This window comes from Mesorhizobium sp. L-8-10 (assembly GCF_016756635.1).
Taxonomy (GTDB): domain Bacteria; phylum Pseudomonadota; class Alphaproteobacteria; order Rhizobiales; family Rhizobiaceae.
The window spans coordinates 520,209-539,591 of record NZ_AP023263.1; the positions used below are offsets into that span (position 1 = coordinate 520,209).

Sequence of the window (19,383 nt, forward strand, 5' to 3'; positions counted from 1 at the left end):
GAGCGATCGTCATCGGTGCGAGCGGCGTCGATGAACTGCGCAGGCTGCGGCTACGAGCTTCAGAACGGCTTTGCCTTCTGCCCCCGTTGCGGGAGACGGCAATCGCAGTCCTGCGCCGCCTGCGGCTTCGTCTGCGCACCCGATTTCTCCTTCTGCCCGAAATGCGGATCGCGGATCGGCGGCGAAGCCGCGACCGAACAGTCGCCCGTGCGGGCACCGGAACCGTCCGCGAAGATGGCGGGCGCAGCTCTCCTGCGCCGCGAAACCGAGGGGTCCGACGGCGAAGCCGACCGTCGCACGGTCACCGTCCTGTTCGCCGATCTCACCGGCTTCACTGCCATGAGCGAGCGCCTCGACCCCGAAATCATGCAGACCCTGCAGAACCAGCTTTTCGAGGAACTGACCGATGCCGTGCAGGCCTTCGGAGGCTTCGTCGACAAGTTCCTCGGCGACGCCCTGCTCGCTTTGTTCGGCGCGCCCGCCGCACATGAGGACGATCCCGAGCGGGCGCTGCGGGCAGCACTCGACATGATGCGCCGGTCCGCGCGGGTCGGCGAGCGGCTCGACCTTGCCGCCGATGGTCCCCTGCGGCTGCATGTCGGCGTCAACACCGGACAGGTCGTGACCGGCGCATTCGGTGCGGGCGGGGCAAAATCCTATTCGGTCACCGGCGACACCGTGAACGTGGCGCAGCGGCTTCAGGCGCTGGCCGCGGCGGGTGAGATCCTGGTCGGTCCCCTCACCCACCGCCTCACCCGGCACGCCTTCTCCTATGCGGCGCTCGGCGATGTCGCCTTGCGCGGCAAGTCCGGCCGCGTGCCGGTGCATCGGCTGCTGGCACCGCTCGCGGCGCCGCGCGCGGCCCGTGGGCTCGAGGCGCTGGGGCTCACCGCGACGCTGGTCGGGCGCAACGCCGAGCTGTCGCGCCTGCTCGACACGCTCGGCATGGCCTGCGACGGCGCGGCGCAGCTCGTTCAGCTCGTCGGCGAAGCCGGCGTCGGCAAGTCGCGCCTCGTCGAGGAGTTCGTCGCGCGCATCAACGACGATGATCGCTTCGCGGCAGTGGCGGTTCGCCAGGCCACCTGTTCGCCCCTTGGAGAGCAGTCCTATGGCGCCCTGGCCGCGATCCTGCGCAGCGCCTATGGCATCGGAGATCAGGATTCCGCCGAAGAGACGCGTACGAAGCTGGTCGCCGCGCTCACCGATCTCGGGATTGCTCAGGACGAGGCGGCCCGCATGACACCGCTCTTCCTGCATGTTTGCGGCCTCGGCGATCCCACCGGGGCGCTGCGCCATGTCGAGCCGGATCAGCTCCGGCGCCAGATCCTGCATGCGATCCGCACCATCTTCGAGCGGCGCCTGGAACTGTCGCCGCTGCTGATCATTGTCGAGGACCTGCACTGGGCGGATACCGTTTCGATCGAGGCACTCCGTTTCGTGATGGATCGCCTCGAACGCCGACGGTTGATGCTCCTTGTCACGCACCGCCCGACGCTCGACATGGAGCAGCTCGATTCGGGACGGATCAGCCACTCGACCCTGCGCCTGGCGCCGCTCGGGACCGACGCCTCCCAGGCACTCGTGGACGCGCTGCTCGGCGGGAGTCGGAACAGCTCTTCTGCGGGGCTGCGCCGACGCATTCTCGAGCGCGCCGGCGGCAACCCCCTGTTCATCGAGGAGATCGTTCGCAGCCTGGTGGAGGACGGCTTGATCGTGCGCGACGGCCCGGCCTGGCGCGTCACGGCCGACGAAGCGACGGCAGCCATCCCGGCCAGCATCGAGACGATGTTGCTCGCCCGCATCGACCGGCTGCCGCAGGCGGTGCGCAGGCTCGCGCAGCAGGCGGCCGTCATCGGTCCGCGCTTCGACGCCGGCCTGCTCGCCGCCATCTCGCCCGGCACGGCCGATGTCGAGTTCGGCCTGGACCTTCTGTGCGATGCGGAGGTCATCCAGGAGAGCGAGGGTGCCGGGCCGCTCGAGGCCCGATCCTACCGGTTCACCCAGGCCATGCTGCAGGACGTGATCTATCAGAACCTTCTGCGGCAGCGCCGCACCGAACTGCACGAACGCATAGGGGCTGCCCTGGAGCGCATCTGCGGCGACGACCCGGCCCGGCTCGACGATCTTACCCGGCTCGGCCATCATTTCAGCCACGGCGTCGCCAAGGCGAAGGGGGCGTCCTATCTGGCCGCGGCGGGTGACCGGGCCCGGGCCATCCACGCCAATGACGACGCGCTGCGCCTCTTCAATCAGGCGCTCCGCGTACTGCCGGAAGGGGGCGCCCATCGGTCGCAGCGGCTTGCCCTGTGCGAGCGGATCGCCGACCTATGCGGGCCCGCGGGCAAGCGGGATGCCGCCCATGACCACTACCGGTCGGTGCTCGAGGCATTGACCGCCGATGGCGACCGGGTCGGAGCGGCCCGGGTGATCCGCAAGATCGGCAGCCTGTTGTGGGACGCCGGCAAACGCGACCAGGCGGCGGCGCGCTATGCCGAGGCCGCGGCGCTGCTCGACGGCATGAATGCGCCGATCGAACAGGCGCATCTCCTCCAGGAGCGCGGGCGACTGGCGTTCCGGCTCGGCGACCATCGCGCCGCCGCTCGCTATGCGAAGCAGGCGCTCGATGTCGTCCAGTCCCTGCCGGAAGACACGCCGGCGGGGATCCGGCTCGAGGCCGAGCGCGCGAGAGCCGAGGCCCTCAACACGAGGGGGGCCGCGCTTGCACGGCTCGGGCGTACGGACGAAGCCCTGAGGGATGTCGAAGACAGCGTGGCGGTGGCCGAGACGGCCGGCCTGCTGCGCGCCGCCTGCCGCGGCTACACCAATCTCGGCGTTCTCTACAGCGCAATCGACCCGGCAAAGGCGATCGACGTCTGCCGTCGCGGCCTCGACGTCGCCCGCCGTATCGGCGATCTCGGCATCCAGGCGCGGCTGCTCGCCAATCTGGCGGTCGCCTCCTGCACCTTCACCGATCGATGCGCCGACGAAGGCGCTCCGGCCGCGCAAGAGGCGATCGAGATCGACCGCGCGCTTGATCAGCGCGAGCACCTGGCCGTGCCGCTGATCGCGCTCGGACAGATCCACCAATGCCACGGCCAGCCGGATCTGGCGTCGCGTTGCTACACCGAGGCTCTCGAACTGGCCCGGGAAACCGGCGAGCCTCAGCTCCTGGTTCCATGCTATGATGGCCTTGCGACGCTCAACCTCGATCTGGATGAGCTGGACGAGGCGGAACGCTATTTCGGCCTGGCGCAGGATGTTTGCGCCAAGCACGGTATCGATCCCGGATCGTTCGTCGTGCTGCCGTTTCTCGACTAAAGCATGTCTCCCGAAAGTGGGAACCGGTTTTCGGGACAAAGACATGCGCAAGAACAAGGACCTAAAGCGCGTAAAGCGAATCTGAAAGATCGCGACGCGCTTCAGGGCGGCCGACACGCCGACAAGTCGGCGCTGCCACCCTGTCTGTTTGTTTGATCGAGCATCGGATCTTCCCGAAAACGGCATCCACTTTCGGGGCCGATGCTCCAGCCACGGAGGAACTGGCCATGTCCGAATCTCCTGCCGACAAGCCGCTGCAGCCGGGAGACCGCGCGCCCGACATCGTGCTCGACGCCATCACGCGCGACGGCAAGATCGCGCTGGCCGACTATCGCGGGCAGAAACCCGTGCTCGTCGGACTGTTTCGCGGACTGCATTGTCCGTTCTGCCGGCGCCACATCGCGGCCATGGCGCAGCTCGGGTCGAGCCTGCGCGAGAAGGGCGTGGAGACGCTTACGGTCGTCAACACGCCGATCGAGCGGGCCCGTCTCTATTTCCGCTTCCATCCGCACCCGAATCTCGTGGCTGCCGCCGATCCCGAGCGCCTCTCGCATCGCGCCTTCGGCCTGCCCAATCTCGAATTCACGGAGAACGAGGACGACTGGCCGTACAAGGTCAGCATGGCGCGAGCCGCTGCGCTGCCGGTCAGCATGCCTGGCGAACTGCCCGAGACCATGGGTTCTTTCGACGCCGCGGCAGCGCTCGACAAGAAGGACGGCTACGAGGTCATGGAAGCCGACGAAAAGATGATAGCGACCGGCCTGGGCCAGCTCGTCGGCGAATTCCTTCTCGACCGCGACGGCGTCGTGCGCTGGTGCTTCACCGAGGTTCCCGGCGGCGGCCGCCGGATGTTCCAGGCTCCGGGAGCGCAGGAGCTAATGTCGGCTGCGGCGCTGGTGTAGCGACCCGCTGTCAGGCTCGACGAAGACGCGCAGGGATGAGCGTGCCGCCGGACCGATGCATTCGGGAATTCCTGCGACGGCCCCCCGGCCGCACAACAGCAGAAGATATGCGGGGACGCGCAACCGGGTCGATCGGCTTTCCTCGGCGTCAGCGATCCGCGGCCGGCTTCGTCAAACCGTGGCCGCGAAACGCAGGAGTTCGTCGTGGAACGACGCGCCCCGTTTGTGGAAGTCGATACAATGGCCGGCCCCGATGAAGACGCCGGTCTCGACCCCGGGGGCGTGCGAATAGAGCCCCGCGAACGCTTCACGATCGGCAATGTCCCAAAGCTTCTCGAACTCGGCAAGCTTGTAATAGACCGGCACGGTGACCCCCTTCAGAATCCCCGGCGCGCGGCCGCCCCATTCGAAGGCAATGTCGATTGCTTCAGCCCGAGGCATGCTCGTGTTCGCGGCATGGCTCGCGCCAGGCATGGTCGCGTCCAGCGTATCCGGCGGGCCGAACATAAGCTGATCCTTCATCTCCGTCGGCAGTTCGACGGAATACTGCTGAGGCAGAGCGGCGAACCCCTCGGCAAGGTGCCGAGGCAGATGCTGCGCGAACCCGGTCCCGGCGATACCCTTCAGCGTCCAGCTCGGCTGGCTTGCGGCGATGGTCGAGGCAATCACTCCACCCATCGAATGCCCTATCAACACGATGCCCGCAGCCGGCAGACCGAGGGCGAGCAGCAATTCGGGCAAGACCGCCGAGATCCGGGTCGCATTGCGGTCGAGCATCGCGGGCCCGTCGTCCAGGGTCCGGGTCGTCCCGTAGCCGGGCCGATCCAGAGCGACGATGTCGAACCCGGCGGCCATCGCCCGGTCGATCAGGGACGACCCGGGAATATCGAAATACGCACTATTGTATGTTCCGCCGTGGATGGCGATCAACAGATTCCGCTGCCGAGCGGAGCCGGCGGATGCGCGGCCGACGATCCCTGAGACGGGACCTTCCTGCGTCGGCACCTCGAAGTGCTGTTTCACGACTTCCTCCCCTTAAGATACGCTTCCTGCGCAGTGTCTCCCGTGCGAGGGGACCGGCGCCAAGGCCTGATGGCCGCCTTGGCCTTCCGGCGTTATCCGGAGCATCGCACGATCCTTGTCTCAGAGCGGCCTGTTCGTTCCGATCACGCGAACCTCGTCCCGCCCCCATTCGGCGATCTCGCCGTTGAGCCCGCCTGTGAAAATGCCGTACCAGACAGCCGGCTTCATCGTCATCGCCTTCCGGGAGAAGGTGAGCTGGGTGGGTGCCCGGATCGTCCAGTAACCCTTCAACGGGCCCGAAATCGTCACCTCGGGATTGTCGCGCTGAGTTTCGACCATCGGCCGAAACTCAGGTACGTCGATAACATGAACCTCGATCATCAGGCGCTCTCCCTGTAGGCATCGACCAGCTTGGCCTTGCGACGCCAGACGGTGTCGATGTCCGGCATCAGGCGGCCGGCCTCGCGGCATTCTGTCTCGATTTCCAGCGCGGCCTGAATCGTCAACCTCGCATCGACCTCGTCGATCAGCTCGGTTTCCCTCAGCCGCCGCGTGATCTCGACCGGGTAGCCGTTGGGATCGGTGAAGTAGATCGACTCGAGGATCTCGTGTTTCGTATAGGGCGAAACCTTGATGCCACGGTTTTCGAGCGTCTCCTTCCACTGGATGAGCTGGTCCTCGGTTTCCACCGCCCAGGCCGTATGGGTCGCGAAGTAGAAGTGATGCTCTTCGGGCACGTATCTCTCGGGCCGCTCGCTGCCGATGTAATAGAAGAACGCGATCGTTGCGCCCTTTCCGGCATCGAAGAAGAAATGCAGGAAGTCATGATGGCCCGGCGGTCCCCAACCGCGCGCGCTGATCGCGTGAACGAGCGGCAGGCCGAGGATGTCGCGATAGAACTCCACCGTCTCGTTCAGCTTCCATGTCGGCCGCGCGGTGTGGTCGACGCCGTGAAGCACAAGCTGCACACCGTCCTCGGAAGCATGTCGGGTTCCCGTCATGTCACCGGTGCCGACACCCATCGCATCATTGAAACTCCTTGCGGACGACGCGTCGTCACGGGTTCCCAGTTTTTCTGACATTCCGTGTCTCCCTTTGCGAGTGGATCTTACCGGTCTTTATTGATAGTATCTCAATTTAATCCGATTGCCAAGGAAATTGTGAGTATGGCAATAAAATGCAGATGAACGCAGTTCGTGAAAAAAGGCGCGGCCGCGGCCGCCCCAGGTCCAACGGTGACGCAGTCGAAGGGCTGGTAAACCGCCAGATGATCGTTGACCTGGCATACGACCAGGCGCGAACCCAATCGATCGACAATGTTTCGTTCGTTCAGATGGCCCGGGAACTGGGCGTGAAGCCTGGCGCACTGCATTACCACATCGGCACCAAGGACGATCTCGCCTCTGCCATCCTAAATCGCTTCTACAAGGGCCTTCTTGCCCGACTCGATGAGTTACCAAGCAACCTCGGATGGCGGGAGCATCTGACACTATTTGCCCGCACGCTTATGAATTGCCAACGTGGCCATGTCGGCGCGGCAGAGCACATTCAGCGGCATGCGAGGTTCCGAGTGTTCCAGAAAGTACGCGATGGTGAGACGGATTATGGGGCGCGGTATCTCGACCGGATCTTCTCGATGCTCCGCGACGCAGGCTTCGATGCAGAAACTGCCGCAGTGTTCTATCACACGCTGGCACTTCATTGCTTATCAGCTGCCACGTCGGCGAATACGCGACTCGAGCCCGCAGCCCATGAGAGTTTTCTCACGGAAAGGGCCAACGCCTATCGCCCGGGCGAGATGCCCGGGCTGGAGTTCGGGCTGCGCGCCTTTGCCCGGGTGCGCGCTGACGATGCCTTCGAGCTTGGGCTCAAGGCGCTCCTCGATCATTTCGAACCACTGCGCCGATCATAGCCGCGACGGTAGCCAAGTGGCCAGCAGCGGAAACGCCCATACCAGGACGAGCGTCAGAACGATCAGCCCGATGAATGGCCAGGACGCGGCATATATATCTCTGAGACCTATTTCGCGCGGACTGGAGGCGCTAAGCGCGAAGAGTGCATAGCCGAATGGCGGGGTGATCGCTCCGAGCGTAAGGTTCAACAGGAACAGTGTCCAGAACACCAGGGGATCGAAGCCGAAGGTGTCCAAGAGTGGTTTGTAGATCGGAATCAGGATCAGCATGAGCGCGATCTGATCAAGGAACATGCAAAGAACAAAGGGGATAAGCATCAGCACTGCAAGCACTGCCACCGCCGGGAAGTCGAGCGCGGTGAAGACAGCGACGAGATCATTCGTCAGGCCGGAGAACGCCATGAGCTGCGTCAGAATCTTCGATGCCGCCATGATCAGAAGGATCATCGAGGACATCAGAATCGAGCCCTTGAGCGCCTCGATCAACATTGAAGTGGAGAGCCTGCGGTAGACCGCAGCAACGGCGAGAGCACCAAAGACACCACAAGCTGCCGACTCGTTTGGCGTGGCAACGCCGAGCAGGATCAATCCGAGGACCGCGAAAATCACGATTGAGAACGGTAGAAGCGACAGGATCGCCTTCCACATCGGACCACGCGGCTTGTCACTTGTACGCGTGATGTCGCGCGACGGATCGCGCCAGAGAAGCACCTGAACGTAGAGGAAGAACAGCCCACCCGCGACTATTCCGGGCAACACGCCGGCGGCGAGCAGGGCCGAGATCGAAGTCCCGGATAGCATCCCGATCAAGACCACGAGGAAGCTTGGTGGAATGATCGGAGCCAGGCAGGCACCTCCAAGTACGAGGCCCGACAAGAGCTTCTTGTCGCCGCCGCGTTCGATCCCCTCGGCCATAACGGTTCGGCCAAGCATTGCCGCGACAGCAATGGCGGAACCTGAGAGCGCCCCAAGCAGGACCGAGATGAGGACTATGATGACATATTGTCTCCCACGGATGCGGCCGACAATGTCATCAACCGAGTCGAACAGGATGGTAATACAGCCGGAGCGAAACAAGAGCTCGCTGAGCAGGATGAAAAGCGGCACGGTAACGAGTTCGGAAGTGGTGACGGTATCAAGGATCGAGGCCGAGAAGATCGACAGCATCTGCGGCCCCATGAGCATCAGCGCCGCAAGGATGTTGAAGCCGAAGAAGGCCGCAAAGATGGGTACCCCGAGAAAGAAAAGGGTGAGAAGGAGAACGCCAGCAGCCGAGATTGGCATGTTCAGAATCCTTCCGGGTCGGGGTGAGGGACGGCGAGGTCGGCGGGCCTACCGCCCAGAACTTCGCAAAGTATTCGCAGAACGTGCACGCTGGACGATGCAAATCCGTAGAAAACGAAAGCGAGAAGCCACCAACGCGGAATTGGGTATCCAGCTGCCGTCCACGTGCCGGCTCGATAGGCAGCGATGAGCGATTGCCAGACGACCCAGCTCATGGTGGCGAGGATTGCCAGCGTCAGAACAAGGGCCACACTGGCGAGAAGCCGCTGAGCGGCGGGCGCCGTAAGGTAAGTCGCCAGGATGTCCATGGCGACGTGTTGGCCGCGTCGGGTCACGGCGGGTGCGGTGACAAAGACCGAAGCGGCGAGCAAATAGCCGGCCCAATCCGGCACCCAACCAATCGGCGCAGACAGAAAGTAGCGCGACATGGTGGCGACGAAAGAAAGAAAGGCAACGGCGGCGAGCGCCGCAACGCCCAACCAGAGGCCAATCTCGCTGGAGCGATCGTGAGCTTTCCCGATCAATGAGAGCATTGCTTTCCTCCCCTTGCACCGCCGGACAGCACGACACCGCCCGGCGGCCGCGCAGATCTACTTGGTCAGCAGGTCCGCTTGCTCAATGGCGGCGCGAAGTTGCTCCGCGGCCGCCGCGTCCCGGCTTGCAGCGAAGCTCCACGAACCTTCGACGATCGCCTTGGAAAGCTTGGAAGCAGCTTCGTCGTCCAGCGCGAGTTGTTCCATGCCTGCGCCGGCCACCTTTTCCTGCTCTTCGGCGATAAGCTTGTCGTAGATCCGCGGGGTCTCATCCTCGAGAATTTTCGCTTGCTCGAGAAAGGTCTGACGGATGTCCTCGGATAGACCATCCCAGAAAGCCTGATTGGCGAGGATCACATGCGGAGAGGTTACCCCGGCGTCGAAATATCGATTCGTGACCTCCGGAAAACCATAGCCGGTCGCGCCCGCGGCAGGGAAAATAGCTCCGTCGACGACGCCCCGTTCGAGGGCGCTGAACATTTCCGGCGGGGGCAACACTACTGGTGTACCACCGATTGCCGTGATGTAGGGGTGCTGCGGCGGCAGGGCGCGGATCTGCATGCCGCCAAGGTCACCCGCCTCGGACAGCCCGTGCTTGAGAAACATCCAGTATCCATGGGCAAGCGGTACCGAAATGGCATAGAGGCCAAGTTTGCCATAAGTCTCACGGACTATCTCCATAGCGCCGCTGGAACGGAAACGCTCGGGATCGGGCCGGATGCTTTCCAAACCTGTCAGCAAGGTTACCGCGCCGGTATGGAAGCCGGGATACGTACAAAGCACCTGAAACAAACCATTCTGCGTGGGTTCCAGTTGTTCGAGCGGCGGAATAGTCTCGGGACCTGACATCTGAACGACGATCTGGCCCCCGGAGGCTTCGGTCAGGAGCTGCGCATAGCGGTCACAAATCACGACTGAACCCGGATAGCGCTCATCCCAGGTCTTCAGCATGCGCACCATGGTTTCAGCCGATGCCATGTTGGCGATGGAGATGAGTGCGGTGCAGGCAAGCAGCTTTGCAAGGTTCTTCATTTGGGCTCCTCCCGTTGTTTGCGCCGATCGTCGGCGCCTTTGATTTGCTTTGAATTCAGACGGCCGGCTGTAGTGCGGGCGCAAGGATTGCCCCGGCGGCTGGGGCTACCGGTTCGAGGTTCAATTCGGTCAGCATAGCCCGCACTGTGCATGCGGCGGCCGAGGTGACCGGGATGCCGAGGCGCGCCTCGACGGGTGCCAGCGCCGGCAGCGACGGCATCTGCACACAGCAGGACAGCACCACCGCGTCGACGCCGTTCGTATCGAGGCGCTTGACGTCCTCGACAAGGGCCATCGGGTCGCGGGCGGCGACCTCGAGATTGTCCTCGATCTCCAGCGCCAGGCTGTCATGGATCTCGAAGCCCTCGCTTGCGATGTAGTCAGTGACGCGGTTGGCCAGCGGCTTCATGTAGGGCATCAGCAGGCTGACCCGCCTGGCGCGAAGTTTCTTCAGCCCCTCCACCAACGCACCGGCCGAGGACACGACTGGAATCTCCTTGCCCTCTTTCGCGATAGCGCCCTCCAGATTGGATTTCGACACGCGGTGATAGCCAAGGCCCTGGCTCATGATTGCGACGAGACATGCATACCCCATCACGTCCACGTCGGCGTCGGCGAGCTCCCGCGCACAGCGCAGCGAATCCCGGTCCATCGCCGTGAGCTCCTCTTGCGTCACTCTCTTCATACGCATGCGGCTCGAATGGAAGGTGAACCTCTCCGGTCGGATCGTCTCGCGTGCTCGCAGCATTGCAGGGATCTCGGTTTCCATCGTGATGTTCGATGAGGGCACGATCTGGCCCACGCGATGGGCGCGCATCAGCTTTCCTCCTTCTGCGCAGGATATGCCGCGGCGTATTCGGCCACCCGCTTCCTGAGACCCTGCGGAAGCGCTACTGCAGCGCGTGTCTCATGGCTGACAGTCACGGGCGAGATTCGTGCAAGGAACGCCAGAGGGCCCGGGCGCTTGACTCCGGCCTCCAGCTTGTGGGCGCGAATCTGCAGGTCGAACGTATGGGTGCGGATCTCGCCCACGCGCACCTCCATGTCGAATTGGGTGTCGAGCGGCAGACGCTCGCGGAAATCGATCTCGACGCCCCGCACCGGGAAATCGACCGCGAGTTCGTCCTTGAACACGTGGATCGGCCCGCCAAGCATCAGGCTGACGAAGGCTTCGTGCGCCGAGACGACATAGTCGAGAAAGCGCGGCGTGTAGACGACGCCGGCCGGGTCGCAGTCGCCCCAGCGAACCACGCGCCTGAGCACGAGCGGCTCGTCCGATATGACTTCCTCGGTCGGCGGAAAGAACGCGTAGGGGATGGTCATTGCTCTATCCCTTCTCGTTCGGCCTCGCAGGCTGCCATGAAATCCGGGTGGTCGGCCGCGACACGGGTGGCATCGACACGGCTGGTGCGCGTGAGATAGGTGAAGGCGAAGCCATGCGGCGATCTGGCTTCGGCCATGTGCCGCCCCATCTCCTCGTACCAGGTGTAGCTTTCGCGCGCGGCGCCGATCAGGATGTCGGCCGCTGGTTTTCGGGCGGCAACATAGGCGGCGAGCGCTGCCTCGGTGTCATCTTCCTGCTTGAGCGCCTTCACCAGCGCGATCGAATCCTCCATCGCGATGCGGGTGCCGGAGCCGATCGAGAAATGCGCGCGCCGGACGGCGTCACCGATCAGCACGCGATGGCCGAAGGTCCAGTTGTCGTTCCAGACCGGCTGGAAGTTCCGCCATTCGGACTTGTTCGAGATCAACGACTGGCCTTGAAGATCCTCGGCGTAGAGGTCCTCGACGAATGCCTGGCGCTCATCGTCGGCCATATCTGCAAATCCGCAGCCGTCCCAGGCGGCCCGGTCGCATTCCATCACGAAGGTGCACATCCGGTCGGTGTAGGGATAGTAATGGGCACAGAAGGCACCGCCGCCGGCGTTGCGGAAGCTGAGCGTCGGCCGGTCATGCAGCCGCTCGGCGCCATACCAGGCGAAAGCGTTGGAGAGCTGGCTGCCATATGTGCCGAACTCGGCCTCGTGGGCGCGCCTCAGCGTGGAATTCGCCCCGTCCGCCCCGATTACGAGGTCCGCGTCTTCCAGCACGCGGGGATCGTTGATCTCGTCGTGATGTGTGACGTTCACGCCCGCTTCGGCGCAGATGTCTTGCAGCATATTCAGGAGCGTCAGCCGCTCGACCGCGCCGCCGTACGCCGGCCCCTCGATCAAGACACGCTTGCCGTTCAGGATGATCTCCTGGTTGCCCAGAACCTTGGTGATTGCCTGAAGCCGGTCGAAGCTCTCACCATCCGCCGCCTGAAGCCGCGCGAGACCAGCGCCCGCCAAGACCACGCCGAAACCGAAGGTCGCGTCGGGCGCGTTGCGTTCGTGGACGTTTATCTCGATGTCGCCCAGTTGCTTGCGCGCCAGATAGGCGAAATAGAGTCCCGACGGCCCGCCGCCTAGAATATTGATCTTCATGCCAGTGCTCCTTGCCGATGGGTGCGGTTCAGCCGTTTGCCGCAGCTTCCTCGGCCATGAGAGTGTCCGCGATCCGCTGTCTGAGCGCGCCCTTGTCGAGCTTGCCGACCTTGGTAAGCGGCAGCGCGTCGATGCGCTCTATCCGCTCGGGCCACTTGAAGATCGCGAGGCCCGCGTCCTTGAGGAACGCGCCCAGTTCCTTGACATCCGGCAGCGTCGCGCCCGGCCGCGCTACGGCGTAGAGGCAGATGCGCTCGCCATGGGTGGGCGACGGCATACCGACGACGGCGACGTCGCTGAAGGCCGGATGTGCCATCACGGCGCGTTCGACCTCCTCGCAATTCACCTTTTCGCCCGCGCGGTCGATCACGTCCTTGAGGCGACCTTCGAACGAGTAGAATCTTACGCCGTCGATCAGATGGCACATCATCAGATCCCCCGAACGGTAGAAGCCGTCCGAGGTAAAGGTCTCGCCGTTGCGCTCGGGAGCGTTGTAGTACCCGCGGATCGTGTAGGGGCCGAAGACGGCCAGCTCGCCGATCTCGCCCACCGGAACCTCGTCCTCGGCGCCAGGCTTGAGCAGCCGTACCTGGTCGTGCTCCGAGATCGGCGTCCCGCATGTCTCGAACCGCACGAAGTCGCTGTCGCCCTCGCGGGTGAACATGATCGTCCCTTCAGTCATTCCGAAGATGTGATGACCAGGCACGCCCATGTCCTTGCTGACGATCTCGGCGGCGTCGGTGGAGAAAATCTCGCGCAGATTGCCCGTCGGGATCCGGCCTTCGGCGATCTCGGCTTTCATCCGCATGACGATGGGCTTTGCCGCGCCCATGACCGTGGGCGACAGCGCGTTGTGCACATCGCGCATCGCGTCCTGATCGACGCGCGGCGTGGCGATCACAGTGCCGCCCGACATGATGAACGGGCCCCACCCGCAGCCCATGTTGAGGTTGTGTGCAAACGGCATCGGCACGAAGAGACGATCCTCGGCCGTCCAGCCTTTGAAGGCCATGACCTGACGCATGTTGTAGAGGTACTCTGCGTGGATCCGGGGAATGATCTTGGGCACCCCCGTCGTGCCGCCTGACAACTGGAAGGTCGCGACTTGCCAGGGATCTTGGGGAACCTTGGAGAGCCTGCGCCGGGCGTCTTCCAGATCGCTTGCCATCAGATCGGCAAGAGACAGGGCACCCCTGCCCGCTTCCCCCCGGGTCGAGACGATCAACTCCAGCCCCCGCACCTCGCCCTGCATCTTCTTTGCGAAGGCGTGGAAGTCGAACTTGGCAGCGTCGCTTTCGATGAAGTGCGCTTTCGCGCCACCGAAAGAGCCGAGGTAGCCGATTTCGGCTTCGCGGTGAGCCGCGAGCGTGCAGATGGGAATGATCCCGGCCTTCCAGCAGGCAAGAAACGAGATCAGCGTTTCCGGTGTGTTGGTCAGTTGGAACACCACGCGGTCGAGGGGCGCAAGCCCCAGACCCAGGAGACCAGCCGCAACCTTGTCGGTGGTCTCATCCAGCTCGCGATAGCTGATATGGCCCTCGAGCCAGATGATCGCGTCGCGGTCCGGGTGGGCCTGGGCGGCGGTACGGAAACCGTCGCCAAGCGATTCCAAGCTCAGCGCCCCTGCGTCGTACCAGCGTTCCAGATCCGCCGGATCGGGATAGACCACGCCTTCGATGGGATGTTTGGGCGCGAATGTCATGCTCTCCTCCCTCTGACCTCGTCAGGTCAACAGCCTGTCTTTGAGCCAGCTACGGATCGCCTTTCCCGCCAGCTCCTGACCGCTCGGTTCGCCCGCGGCGATGGGCTGGCCGTGATGGGTGCCGCGCACCACCGCGAGGTCTTTGTCGGTTGCGGCGAAGGCGCCGAAGATTTCCTCCAACTCCTCGGGGAATACACAGGCGTCGGCGGTATAGCGGATCACGAAAGTCGGCTGCTCGATGGTCGGGGCGCAGCGCAGAACGCCCGCCTTCGAAGTGAGACCGGACCATGTAGAAAGCCAGCTTTCGGGCGTGCAGACCTTGCCGAAGCCGACGCCGTTCATGTTCGTCTTGAACGGGTCGCGGCCCCAGAGCGAACCGAAACTCCTGTCTGTCGGGTCGATCGCGAGATCCCAGTTCCTGAGATCGGCGTCGGTTCGCGGCACCTCGAAAACCTGCTGCCAGCCGGCGGCCAGCCGGGTGATCTCGTCCGAGTAGCCAGCCCTTTCGGCCTTGCGCGCCGCCATGCGTACTCGGACCATTTCGCGGGCTTTCGCGTCGATCCGCTCGACTCGCGCCCGCTGTGCCGCGCGGTAGCGGGCGACGAATTCCGGCGCGTAGCGCGCGCCTTCCGGCGCATAACCGTTGGCTGCCGCGAACGGAAAGAGTGAAGAATCGAGCGACAGGGGGTCGTTTTCATCCGTGACAGAGGGGTCGAGAGAATTCATCAGAAGCAATCCCTGCCCCGGATGCGGCGCCACGAAAATCATGAGATCAGGGCGCGCCATTGGAGCGTCGGCAAGTTTCACCGGCCGCCCAGCAGGCGTCTTTGTTTCACGGTCGGCAGAGGCCAGGTTCGCTTGTTCGGCATAGTAGGCGTAGAGTCCGCCGCCGCCGGAATTTCCGACCAGCGCGATCTGGTCGTAGCCAGCGTCCCTGAGGAACGCCGTTCCCGCATCCACGTCGAGCACCGCCAGTTCGTGCTCCAGACGCAGGTCGTTGCCCGCGCTTCTGGAACCCTGGACCCAGACGGCGGCTCCGGCTTCCAGAAGCTCCGGCACGAGGTAGTGGGTCGCCAGAATCTCCCGCGGATGCATCAGACAGCAAACTGCCCTCTCTCCGCCGCGGCGGTAGAGATAGCCCGTGGCGTTGGCCCCATCGACGGTCGTCAGCGTGTGCACGGTGGCAACGAGGTCTGCGGGAAGACGATCCTCGTTCCATTGCGCGCCCCGCAGGCCGGCCAGGGGTTTGAAAGCTTGTTCGGGCATATCACTGATCCTGTTCGCATCTCTATGAATCCACATATTTGACACCATGTCAATATAAATTGATATGGTGTCATTTTCTAAGATAGCGATTGGATATCAAATGCTTGATCTGCTACTGCGTTTATCGGGCTGTAGCCAGACGACCGCTTTCCCGGCAATGTTCGGCTGGTGACACGAGGTCGCCCTGATCATCGGCGCGACGGTACAGTGACGGTGGCCCTTGTCCGGCACCGCCAGAGCCGCATGATGTTCTTGCGGACCTGTCCGCGCGAGACGCAGGAGATAATGTTCGAAGCCCACAACCGGTCTTCGCCGTCTTCGGTAGCGCCGCTTCAAACGATGTCTGACATGGGCAGCAGAAGCGAGGCTTCAGCGCTCGGTGAGCGCCGATATGTCCCAAGGCTGCCGAAAGCCCGGCGCGATCACACCTTCAGATCGGCCAGATAGGTGTTCTCGGCAGCCGAGGCTCGATAGGCTTCCGGCTCGATCCTGGCGAGGAGGAGCGCCTCGTTTCGGGCACCGGCCTTGGCGAGCAGGTTGCCGTCGGGCGCCGCAATGCCCGAAAGGCCGGCATAGGCGAAACGCTCGTCTGTGCCGCAATGGTTCACATAGGCGACGAATATCTGGTTCTCGAAGGCCCTGACCGGGATCATCTTCTGGGCGATCAGGGCGGCATGGTCGCTGGCCGGCAGTGCCGTCGGCACGAGCACAGCCTGGGCCCCGGCCTGCGCAAGACGCCTTACATTCTCCGGGAATTCGACGTCGTAGCAGATCAGCAGGCCGAGTTTCAGGCCGCCATGCTCTATGATGCCGGCGCTCGGCTTCTCCGGCCGGAACAGTGCGCGCTCGTAGTCGCCATAGAGATGCGACTTGCGGTAGACGACCGCCAGGCTGGCGCCATCGACGAAAAGCGCGCTGTTGTAGACCGCATTTCCGCCGCGCTCGGCAAAACCGGTCACGATCGCGACGCCGGCGGCGCGGGCGATCGCCCCCAGGCGCCCCGCCATCGGCCCGTCAGCCGGTTCGGCCAGGTCGAGGATGGCCTCGCCCGCACCGTAGCCCGTCACGGCGAGTTCCGGAGCGACGAGGATCGAAGCGCCTTTTTCCGCCGCCTCGGCAGCGGCTTTTTCGATGCGCGCGAGATTGGCGGCCGGATCGCCGGCCGCCGCCTGCATCTGGAGGGCCGCGATGCGCATCAGTTGCCGTCCGACGACATCGCACCCAACAGCCGCCTGATGTCGCCGAATCTGGCGATGAGGCCGAAGACGAGCGCGGCGATTGCGACGAAGAACACCGATACCGACGCCATGGTCGGCGTATAGCCGTAGCGCAGCGCGTTGAAGATCTTGATCGGCAGCGTCTCCATGGTGAAGCCGACCGTCATATAGGCGATGATATATTCGTTGAGCGACAGCACGAAAGCGAAGGCGTAGCCGGAAACCAGGTAGGGCAGGATCAACGGCAGGACCACCGTGCGCATCACGGTGCGGTCGTCGGCGCCCATGGTCGACGCCGCCTCGACCAGCGACCGGTCGATGGAGGCAAAGCCGAGCGACAAGGTGACCAGCGGCAGCGTCACGAAAAAGATCGAATGGCTGATCGCCGCCGTCCAGGGCTGGCCGTAGAAACCGGTCGTAGCCCAGAAGCTCAGGAAGCCAAGGGCGGTGATGACGGGCGGAAGGATGAAGGGAGCGAGCCCCAGGACCTGGAAGACATTGGCCCAGGGCGCGATGCGCCGCCACATGAACCAGGCCAGCGGCAGGGCGATGGCGACGGCGATCGCGGCGGCCGTCAGCGCCAGGAGCAGCGACGCGATCAAGGCGCTCCGCCATTCGGGATTCTGGAAGATCTGACCGTACCAGGCGAGGGAGAAGCCTTTCGGCGGGAAGGCCAGATCCTGCTTCTCGTTCACCGAGACGCCGAGCACGACGATGATGGGTGCGGCCAGGAACAGCCCGACGGCGGTGAAATAGAGGCGGCGGAAGAAGCTCGGGCTCATGCGGCGTGCTCCCTGCGTCCGATGAGGAGGGTGAGGCCGACCAGACCCAGCGAGATCAGCACCAGGAACACCGCCATCGCCGCCGCGAAGGGCATGTTGGACTGGTAGATCGCCTGATCGGTGATGAGCACGGACAAGGTCCAGTGCTGCGGCCTGCCCAGGATCTGCGGCAACAGATAGGAGCCCAGCGCGAAGACGAACACCATGATGAGCGTGGCGACGATGGTGTTGCGCAGCGCCGGCACGACGACGTTGACGAAGGCCCGCGGGGGCGAGGATCCGAGCGTGCGGGCCGCCTCCAGCAAGGTCGGGTCGAGGCGCACCAGGGCGGGATAGAGGACGAGGATCGTATAGGGCAATGCCTGGTAGACCATGCCGGTCAGAACCGCGCCGAAGCCCGGCAGCAGCGCCTTCGGCTCCGACATCAGCCCGAGCGCGACGAACAGATTGGTGATCCCTGCCGTGCGCGAGAACAGCGTCGACCAGGCGAAGCCGATGATGACCTCGGACAGCGACAGGATCGACAAGAGCCCGACCAACCACACGGTCTGCACGCGGCGCGACTGCTTCGTCAGGAGGTAGGTAAAGGGAAAGGCGATGACCACGCAGGCGACCGCGACAGCGATCGCCAGCATCAGCGAGAAGGCCAGCACGCCGCCGAAGAAGGCGGAGAGGAAGCGGGCGTAGTTGTCGAAAACGAAATCGGGCGTGTAGAAACCCGACGGATTGCGCTTGAAAAAACTCACCGCGATCATGATCGAGAACGGGACCACGAAGAAGACGGTCAGCATCAGCCCCGGGAAGACCAGCGGCGTGTAGTCGGCAAGCGCCTTGGGGACCTCGCGTCTCATTGCTTCAGCACCACGCAGCTTTCGGTCGGAAGCTGCACGCCGACCGTCTGCCCGGCGACCACCTCGGGGCGCTCGCGCGGGGTCGAAACAGCAATGATCGTCGTGCCCGCGGCATCGACGAAGGTCTCGATGGTACCGCCGAGGTCGCGCACGAAGGTGACGGTCCCGTCGACGGTGCCCTGGCCGGGGGCGGTGATGCGGATGTCTTCCGGCCGGATCGAGACGGACGCCCTGGCAAGTCCAGCCGGCATCGCCAGGCCGGGAACGACGCGGCCGAGCACGGAGGCGCGGCCGGCGCCATCCGCCTCGACGTCGAGCAGGTTGGTCGAGCCGATGAAGTCGGCGACGAAGGTGTCGGCGGGCTTGCGGTAGATCTCGATCGGCGCGGCCGCCTGACGTATCCTGCCCTGGCCCATGACGACGACGAGGTCGGCCATGGTCATGGCCTCGCGCTGGTCGTGGGTGACCACGATCGTGGTGATCCCCAGCTTCTGCTGCAGTTGGCGCAGTTCGACCTGCATGGACTCGCGCAGCTTGGCGTCCAGCGCCGAGAGCGGTTCGTCGAGAAGGAAAAGCTTCGGCGAGATCGCCAATGCCCGGGCAATCGCGACGCGCTGGCGCTGCCCGCCCGAGAGCTTAGCCACGGGCCGGTCGGCGAAACCGGGCAGATGGATCATCCTGAGGAGTTCCTCCACGCGCTTCGCCTGCTCGTCACGCGACGCGCGGCGGATGCGCAGCGGATAGGAGATGTTGTCGCCGACCGAGAGATGGGGAAACAGCGCCAGTGACTGGAACACCATGCCGAGATCGCGCTTGTGGGTGGGAACCGGCGTGATGTCCCGGCCGTCGAGAACGACCGTGCCCGCCGTCGGCTCCTCGAGCCCGGCGATCATTCTCAGAAGGGTGGTCTTGCCGCAGCCCGAGGGGCCGAGCAGGCATACGAAGGTGCCGTGAGGTACCGCAAGGTCGACATGATCGACCGCATTGAAGGTTCCGAACTGCTTGGTAACGGCGCTTAGCGTCAGTCCCGACATGTCTCATCCGCCTGATCAAAAGCGTTGCACACGGCCGCCGGGCCGTGCCCGGCGGCGTTCAA

Annotated in this window: 18 protein-coding genes; 3 read left to right on the top strand and 15 right to left on the bottom strand. The window is 64.1% G+C overall.

What is annotated here, in order from left to right; all coding sequences use genetic code 11:
* Positions 1–30: 30 nt before the first annotated feature.
* Positions 31–3,318, top strand: coding sequence for an adenylate/guanylate cyclase domain-containing protein (locus JN280_RS02375; RefSeq protein WP_202309935.1), 3,288 nt, complete (start codon positions 31–33; stop codon positions 3,316–3,318).
* A 227-nt stretch (positions 3,319–3,545) separates the two neighbouring features.
* Complete coding sequence (locus JN280_RS02380; protein WP_202309936.1) at positions 3,546–4,220, top strand: peroxiredoxin-like family protein; 675 nt, start codon at positions 3,546–3,548, stop codon at positions 4,218–4,220.
* A gap of 171 nt (positions 4,221–4,391) precedes the next feature.
* On the opposite strand, the gene JN280_RS02385 is transcribed toward JN280_RS02380, so the two are convergent.
* The 3 genes from JN280_RS02385 to JN280_RS02395 form a co-directional block, all read right to left on the bottom strand.
* Positions 4,392–5,243, bottom strand: a complete 852-nt coding sequence (locus JN280_RS02385; protein ID WP_202309937.1) for an alpha/beta hydrolase — start codon at positions 5,241–5,243, stop codon at positions 4,392–4,394.
* Positions 5,244–5,363: 120 nt separating this feature from the next.
* Positions 5,364–5,624: a hypothetical protein gene (locus JN280_RS02390; protein ID WP_202309938.1), complete on the bottom strand. Its 261-nt coding sequence runs from the start codon at positions 5,622–5,624 to the stop codon at positions 5,364–5,366.
* Entirely contained in the window at positions 5,624–6,325 is a 702-nt protein-coding gene (locus JN280_RS02395; protein ID WP_202309939.1) for a VOC family protein, read from the bottom strand. Before JN280_RS02395 ends, JN280_RS02390 begins: the two co-directional genes overlap by 1 nt.
* Positions 6,326–6,420: 95 nt before the next feature.
* Here JN280_RS02395 and JN280_RS02400 point away from each other — a divergent pair, with 95 nt between their 5' ends.
* Complete coding sequence (locus JN280_RS02400) at positions 6,421–7,155, top strand: TetR/AcrR family transcriptional regulator (protein ID WP_202309940.1); 735 nt, start codon at positions 6,421–6,423, stop codon at positions 7,153–7,155.
* Here the strand turns inward: JN280_RS02400 and JN280_RS02405 are convergent.
* From JN280_RS02405 to JN280_RS02460, 12 genes are all read right to left on the bottom strand, one after another.
* The gene (locus JN280_RS02405) at positions 7,150–8,439 is read right to left on the bottom strand and encodes a TRAP transporter large permease (RefSeq protein ID WP_202309941.1); all 1,290 of its coding nucleotides are present in this window, start codon (positions 8,437–8,439) and stop codon (positions 7,150–7,152) included. The genes JN280_RS02400 and JN280_RS02405 overlap by 6 nt on opposite strands.
* 2 nt (positions 8,440–8,441) lie before the next feature.
* On the bottom strand, positions 8,442–8,972 hold the full coding sequence (locus tag JN280_RS02410; protein ID WP_202309942.1) for a TRAP transporter small permease: 531 nt from the start codon (positions 8,970–8,972) through the stop codon (positions 8,442–8,444).
* A gap of 57 nt (positions 8,973–9,029) precedes the next feature.
* A complete protein-coding gene (locus JN280_RS02415; RefSeq protein WP_202309943.1) occupies positions 9,030–10,004 on the bottom strand; it encodes a TRAP transporter substrate-binding protein in 975 nt (324 codons plus the stop codon).
* 55 nt (positions 10,005–10,059) lie between these two features.
* Complete coding sequence (locus tag JN280_RS02420; protein WP_274609088.1) at positions 10,060–10,824, bottom strand: maleate cis-trans isomerase family protein; 765 nt, start codon at positions 10,822–10,824, stop codon at positions 10,060–10,062.
* Entirely contained in the window at positions 10,821–11,327 is a 507-nt protein-coding gene (locus JN280_RS02425) for an acyl-CoA thioesterase (protein ID WP_202309944.1), read from the bottom strand. The genes JN280_RS02420 and JN280_RS02425 overlap by 4 nt, the downstream gene beginning before the upstream one ends.
* Entirely contained in the window at positions 11,324–12,469 is a 1,146-nt protein-coding gene (locus JN280_RS02430; RefSeq protein ID WP_202309945.1) for an FAD-dependent monooxygenase, read from the bottom strand. Before JN280_RS02430 ends, JN280_RS02425 begins: the two co-directional genes overlap by 4 nt.
* Positions 12,470–12,497: 28 nt before the next feature.
* Positions 12,498–14,171 (bottom strand): AMP-binding protein, encoded by a 1,674-nt coding sequence (locus JN280_RS02435; protein WP_202309946.1) that lies wholly within the window; start codon positions 14,169–14,171, stop codon positions 12,498–12,500.
* A gap of 21 nt (positions 14,172–14,192) precedes the next feature.
* Positions 14,193–15,437, bottom strand: coding sequence for a hypothetical protein (locus JN280_RS02440; RefSeq protein WP_202309947.1), 1,245 nt, complete (start codon positions 15,435–15,437; stop codon positions 14,193–14,195).
* A 422-nt stretch (positions 15,438–15,859) separates the two neighbouring features.
* Positions 15,860–16,636 (bottom strand): carbon-nitrogen hydrolase family protein, encoded by a 777-nt coding sequence (locus JN280_RS02445; RefSeq protein ID WP_202314475.1) that lies wholly within the window; start codon positions 16,634–16,636, stop codon positions 15,860–15,862.
* The gene (locus JN280_RS02450; RefSeq protein ID WP_202309948.1) at positions 16,633–17,436 is read right to left on the bottom strand and encodes an ABC transporter permease; all 804 of its coding nucleotides are present in this window, start codon (positions 17,434–17,436) and stop codon (positions 16,633–16,635) included. Before JN280_RS02450 ends, JN280_RS02445 begins: the two co-directional genes overlap by 4 nt.
* Positions 17,433–18,287, bottom strand: coding sequence for an ABC transporter permease (locus JN280_RS02455; protein WP_202309949.1), 855 nt, complete (start codon positions 18,285–18,287; stop codon positions 17,433–17,435). The genes JN280_RS02450 and JN280_RS02455 overlap by 4 nt, the downstream gene beginning before the upstream one ends.
* On the bottom strand, positions 18,284–19,321 hold the full coding sequence (locus tag JN280_RS02460) for an ABC transporter ATP-binding protein (RefSeq protein WP_202309950.1): 1,038 nt from the start codon (positions 19,319–19,321) through the stop codon (positions 18,284–18,286). Before JN280_RS02460 ends, JN280_RS02455 begins: the two co-directional genes overlap by 4 nt.
* Positions 19,322–19,383 lie beyond the last annotated feature (62 nt).

Coding starts and splice junctions, on each gene's coding strand:
- JN280_RS02375 (WP_202309935.1), top strand. CDS start 31: ATGAACTGCGCAGGCTGCGGCTACGAGCTTCAGAACGGCTTTGCCTTC.
- JN280_RS02380 (WP_202309936.1), top strand. CDS start 3,546: ATGTCCGAATCTCCTGCCGACAAGCCGCTGCAGCCGGGAGACCGCGCG.
- JN280_RS02390 (WP_202309938.1), bottom strand. CDS start 5,624: ATGATCGAGGTTCATGTTATCGACGTACCTGAGTTTCGGCCGATGGTC.
- JN280_RS02395 (WP_202309939.1), bottom strand. CDS start 6,325: ATGTCAGAAAAACTGGGAACCCGTGACGACGCGTCGTCCGCAAGGAGT.
- JN280_RS02400 (WP_202309940.1), top strand. CDS start 6,421: ATGCAGATGAACGCAGTTCGTGAAAAAAGGCGCGGCCGCGGCCGCCCC.
- JN280_RS02405 (WP_202309941.1), bottom strand. CDS start 8,439: ATGCCAATCTCGGCTGCTGGCGTTCTCCTTCTCACCCTTTTCTTTCTC.
- JN280_RS02410 (WP_202309942.1), bottom strand. CDS start 8,972: ATGCTCTCATTGATCGGGAAAGCTCACGATCGCTCCAGCGAGATTGGC.
- JN280_RS02415 (WP_202309943.1), bottom strand. CDS start 10,004: ATGAAGAACCTTGCAAAGCTGCTTGCCTGCACCGCACTCATCTCCATC.
- JN280_RS02425 (WP_202309944.1), bottom strand. CDS start 11,327: ATGACCATCCCCTACGCGTTCTTTCCGCCGACCGAGGAAGTCATATCG.
- JN280_RS02430 (WP_202309945.1), bottom strand. CDS start 12,469: ATGAAGATCAATATTCTAGGCGGCGGGCCGTCGGGACTCTATTTCGCC.
- JN280_RS02435 (WP_202309946.1), bottom strand. CDS start 14,171: ATGACATTCGCGCCCAAACATCCCATCGAAGGCGTGGTCTATCCCGAT.
- JN280_RS02440 (WP_202309947.1), bottom strand. CDS start 15,437: ATGCCCGAACAAGCTTTCAAACCCCTGGCCGGCCTGCGGGGCGCGCAA.
- JN280_RS02450 (WP_202309948.1), bottom strand. CDS start 17,436: ATGAGCCCGAGCTTCTTCCGCCGCCTCTATTTCACCGCCGTCGGGCTG.
- JN280_RS02455 (WP_202309949.1), bottom strand. CDS start 18,287: ATGAGACGCGAGGTCCCCAAGGCGCTTGCCGACTACACGCCGCTGGTC.
- JN280_RS02460 (WP_202309950.1), bottom strand. CDS start 19,321: ATGTCGGGACTGACGCTAAGCGCCGTTACCAAGCAGTTCGGAACCTTC.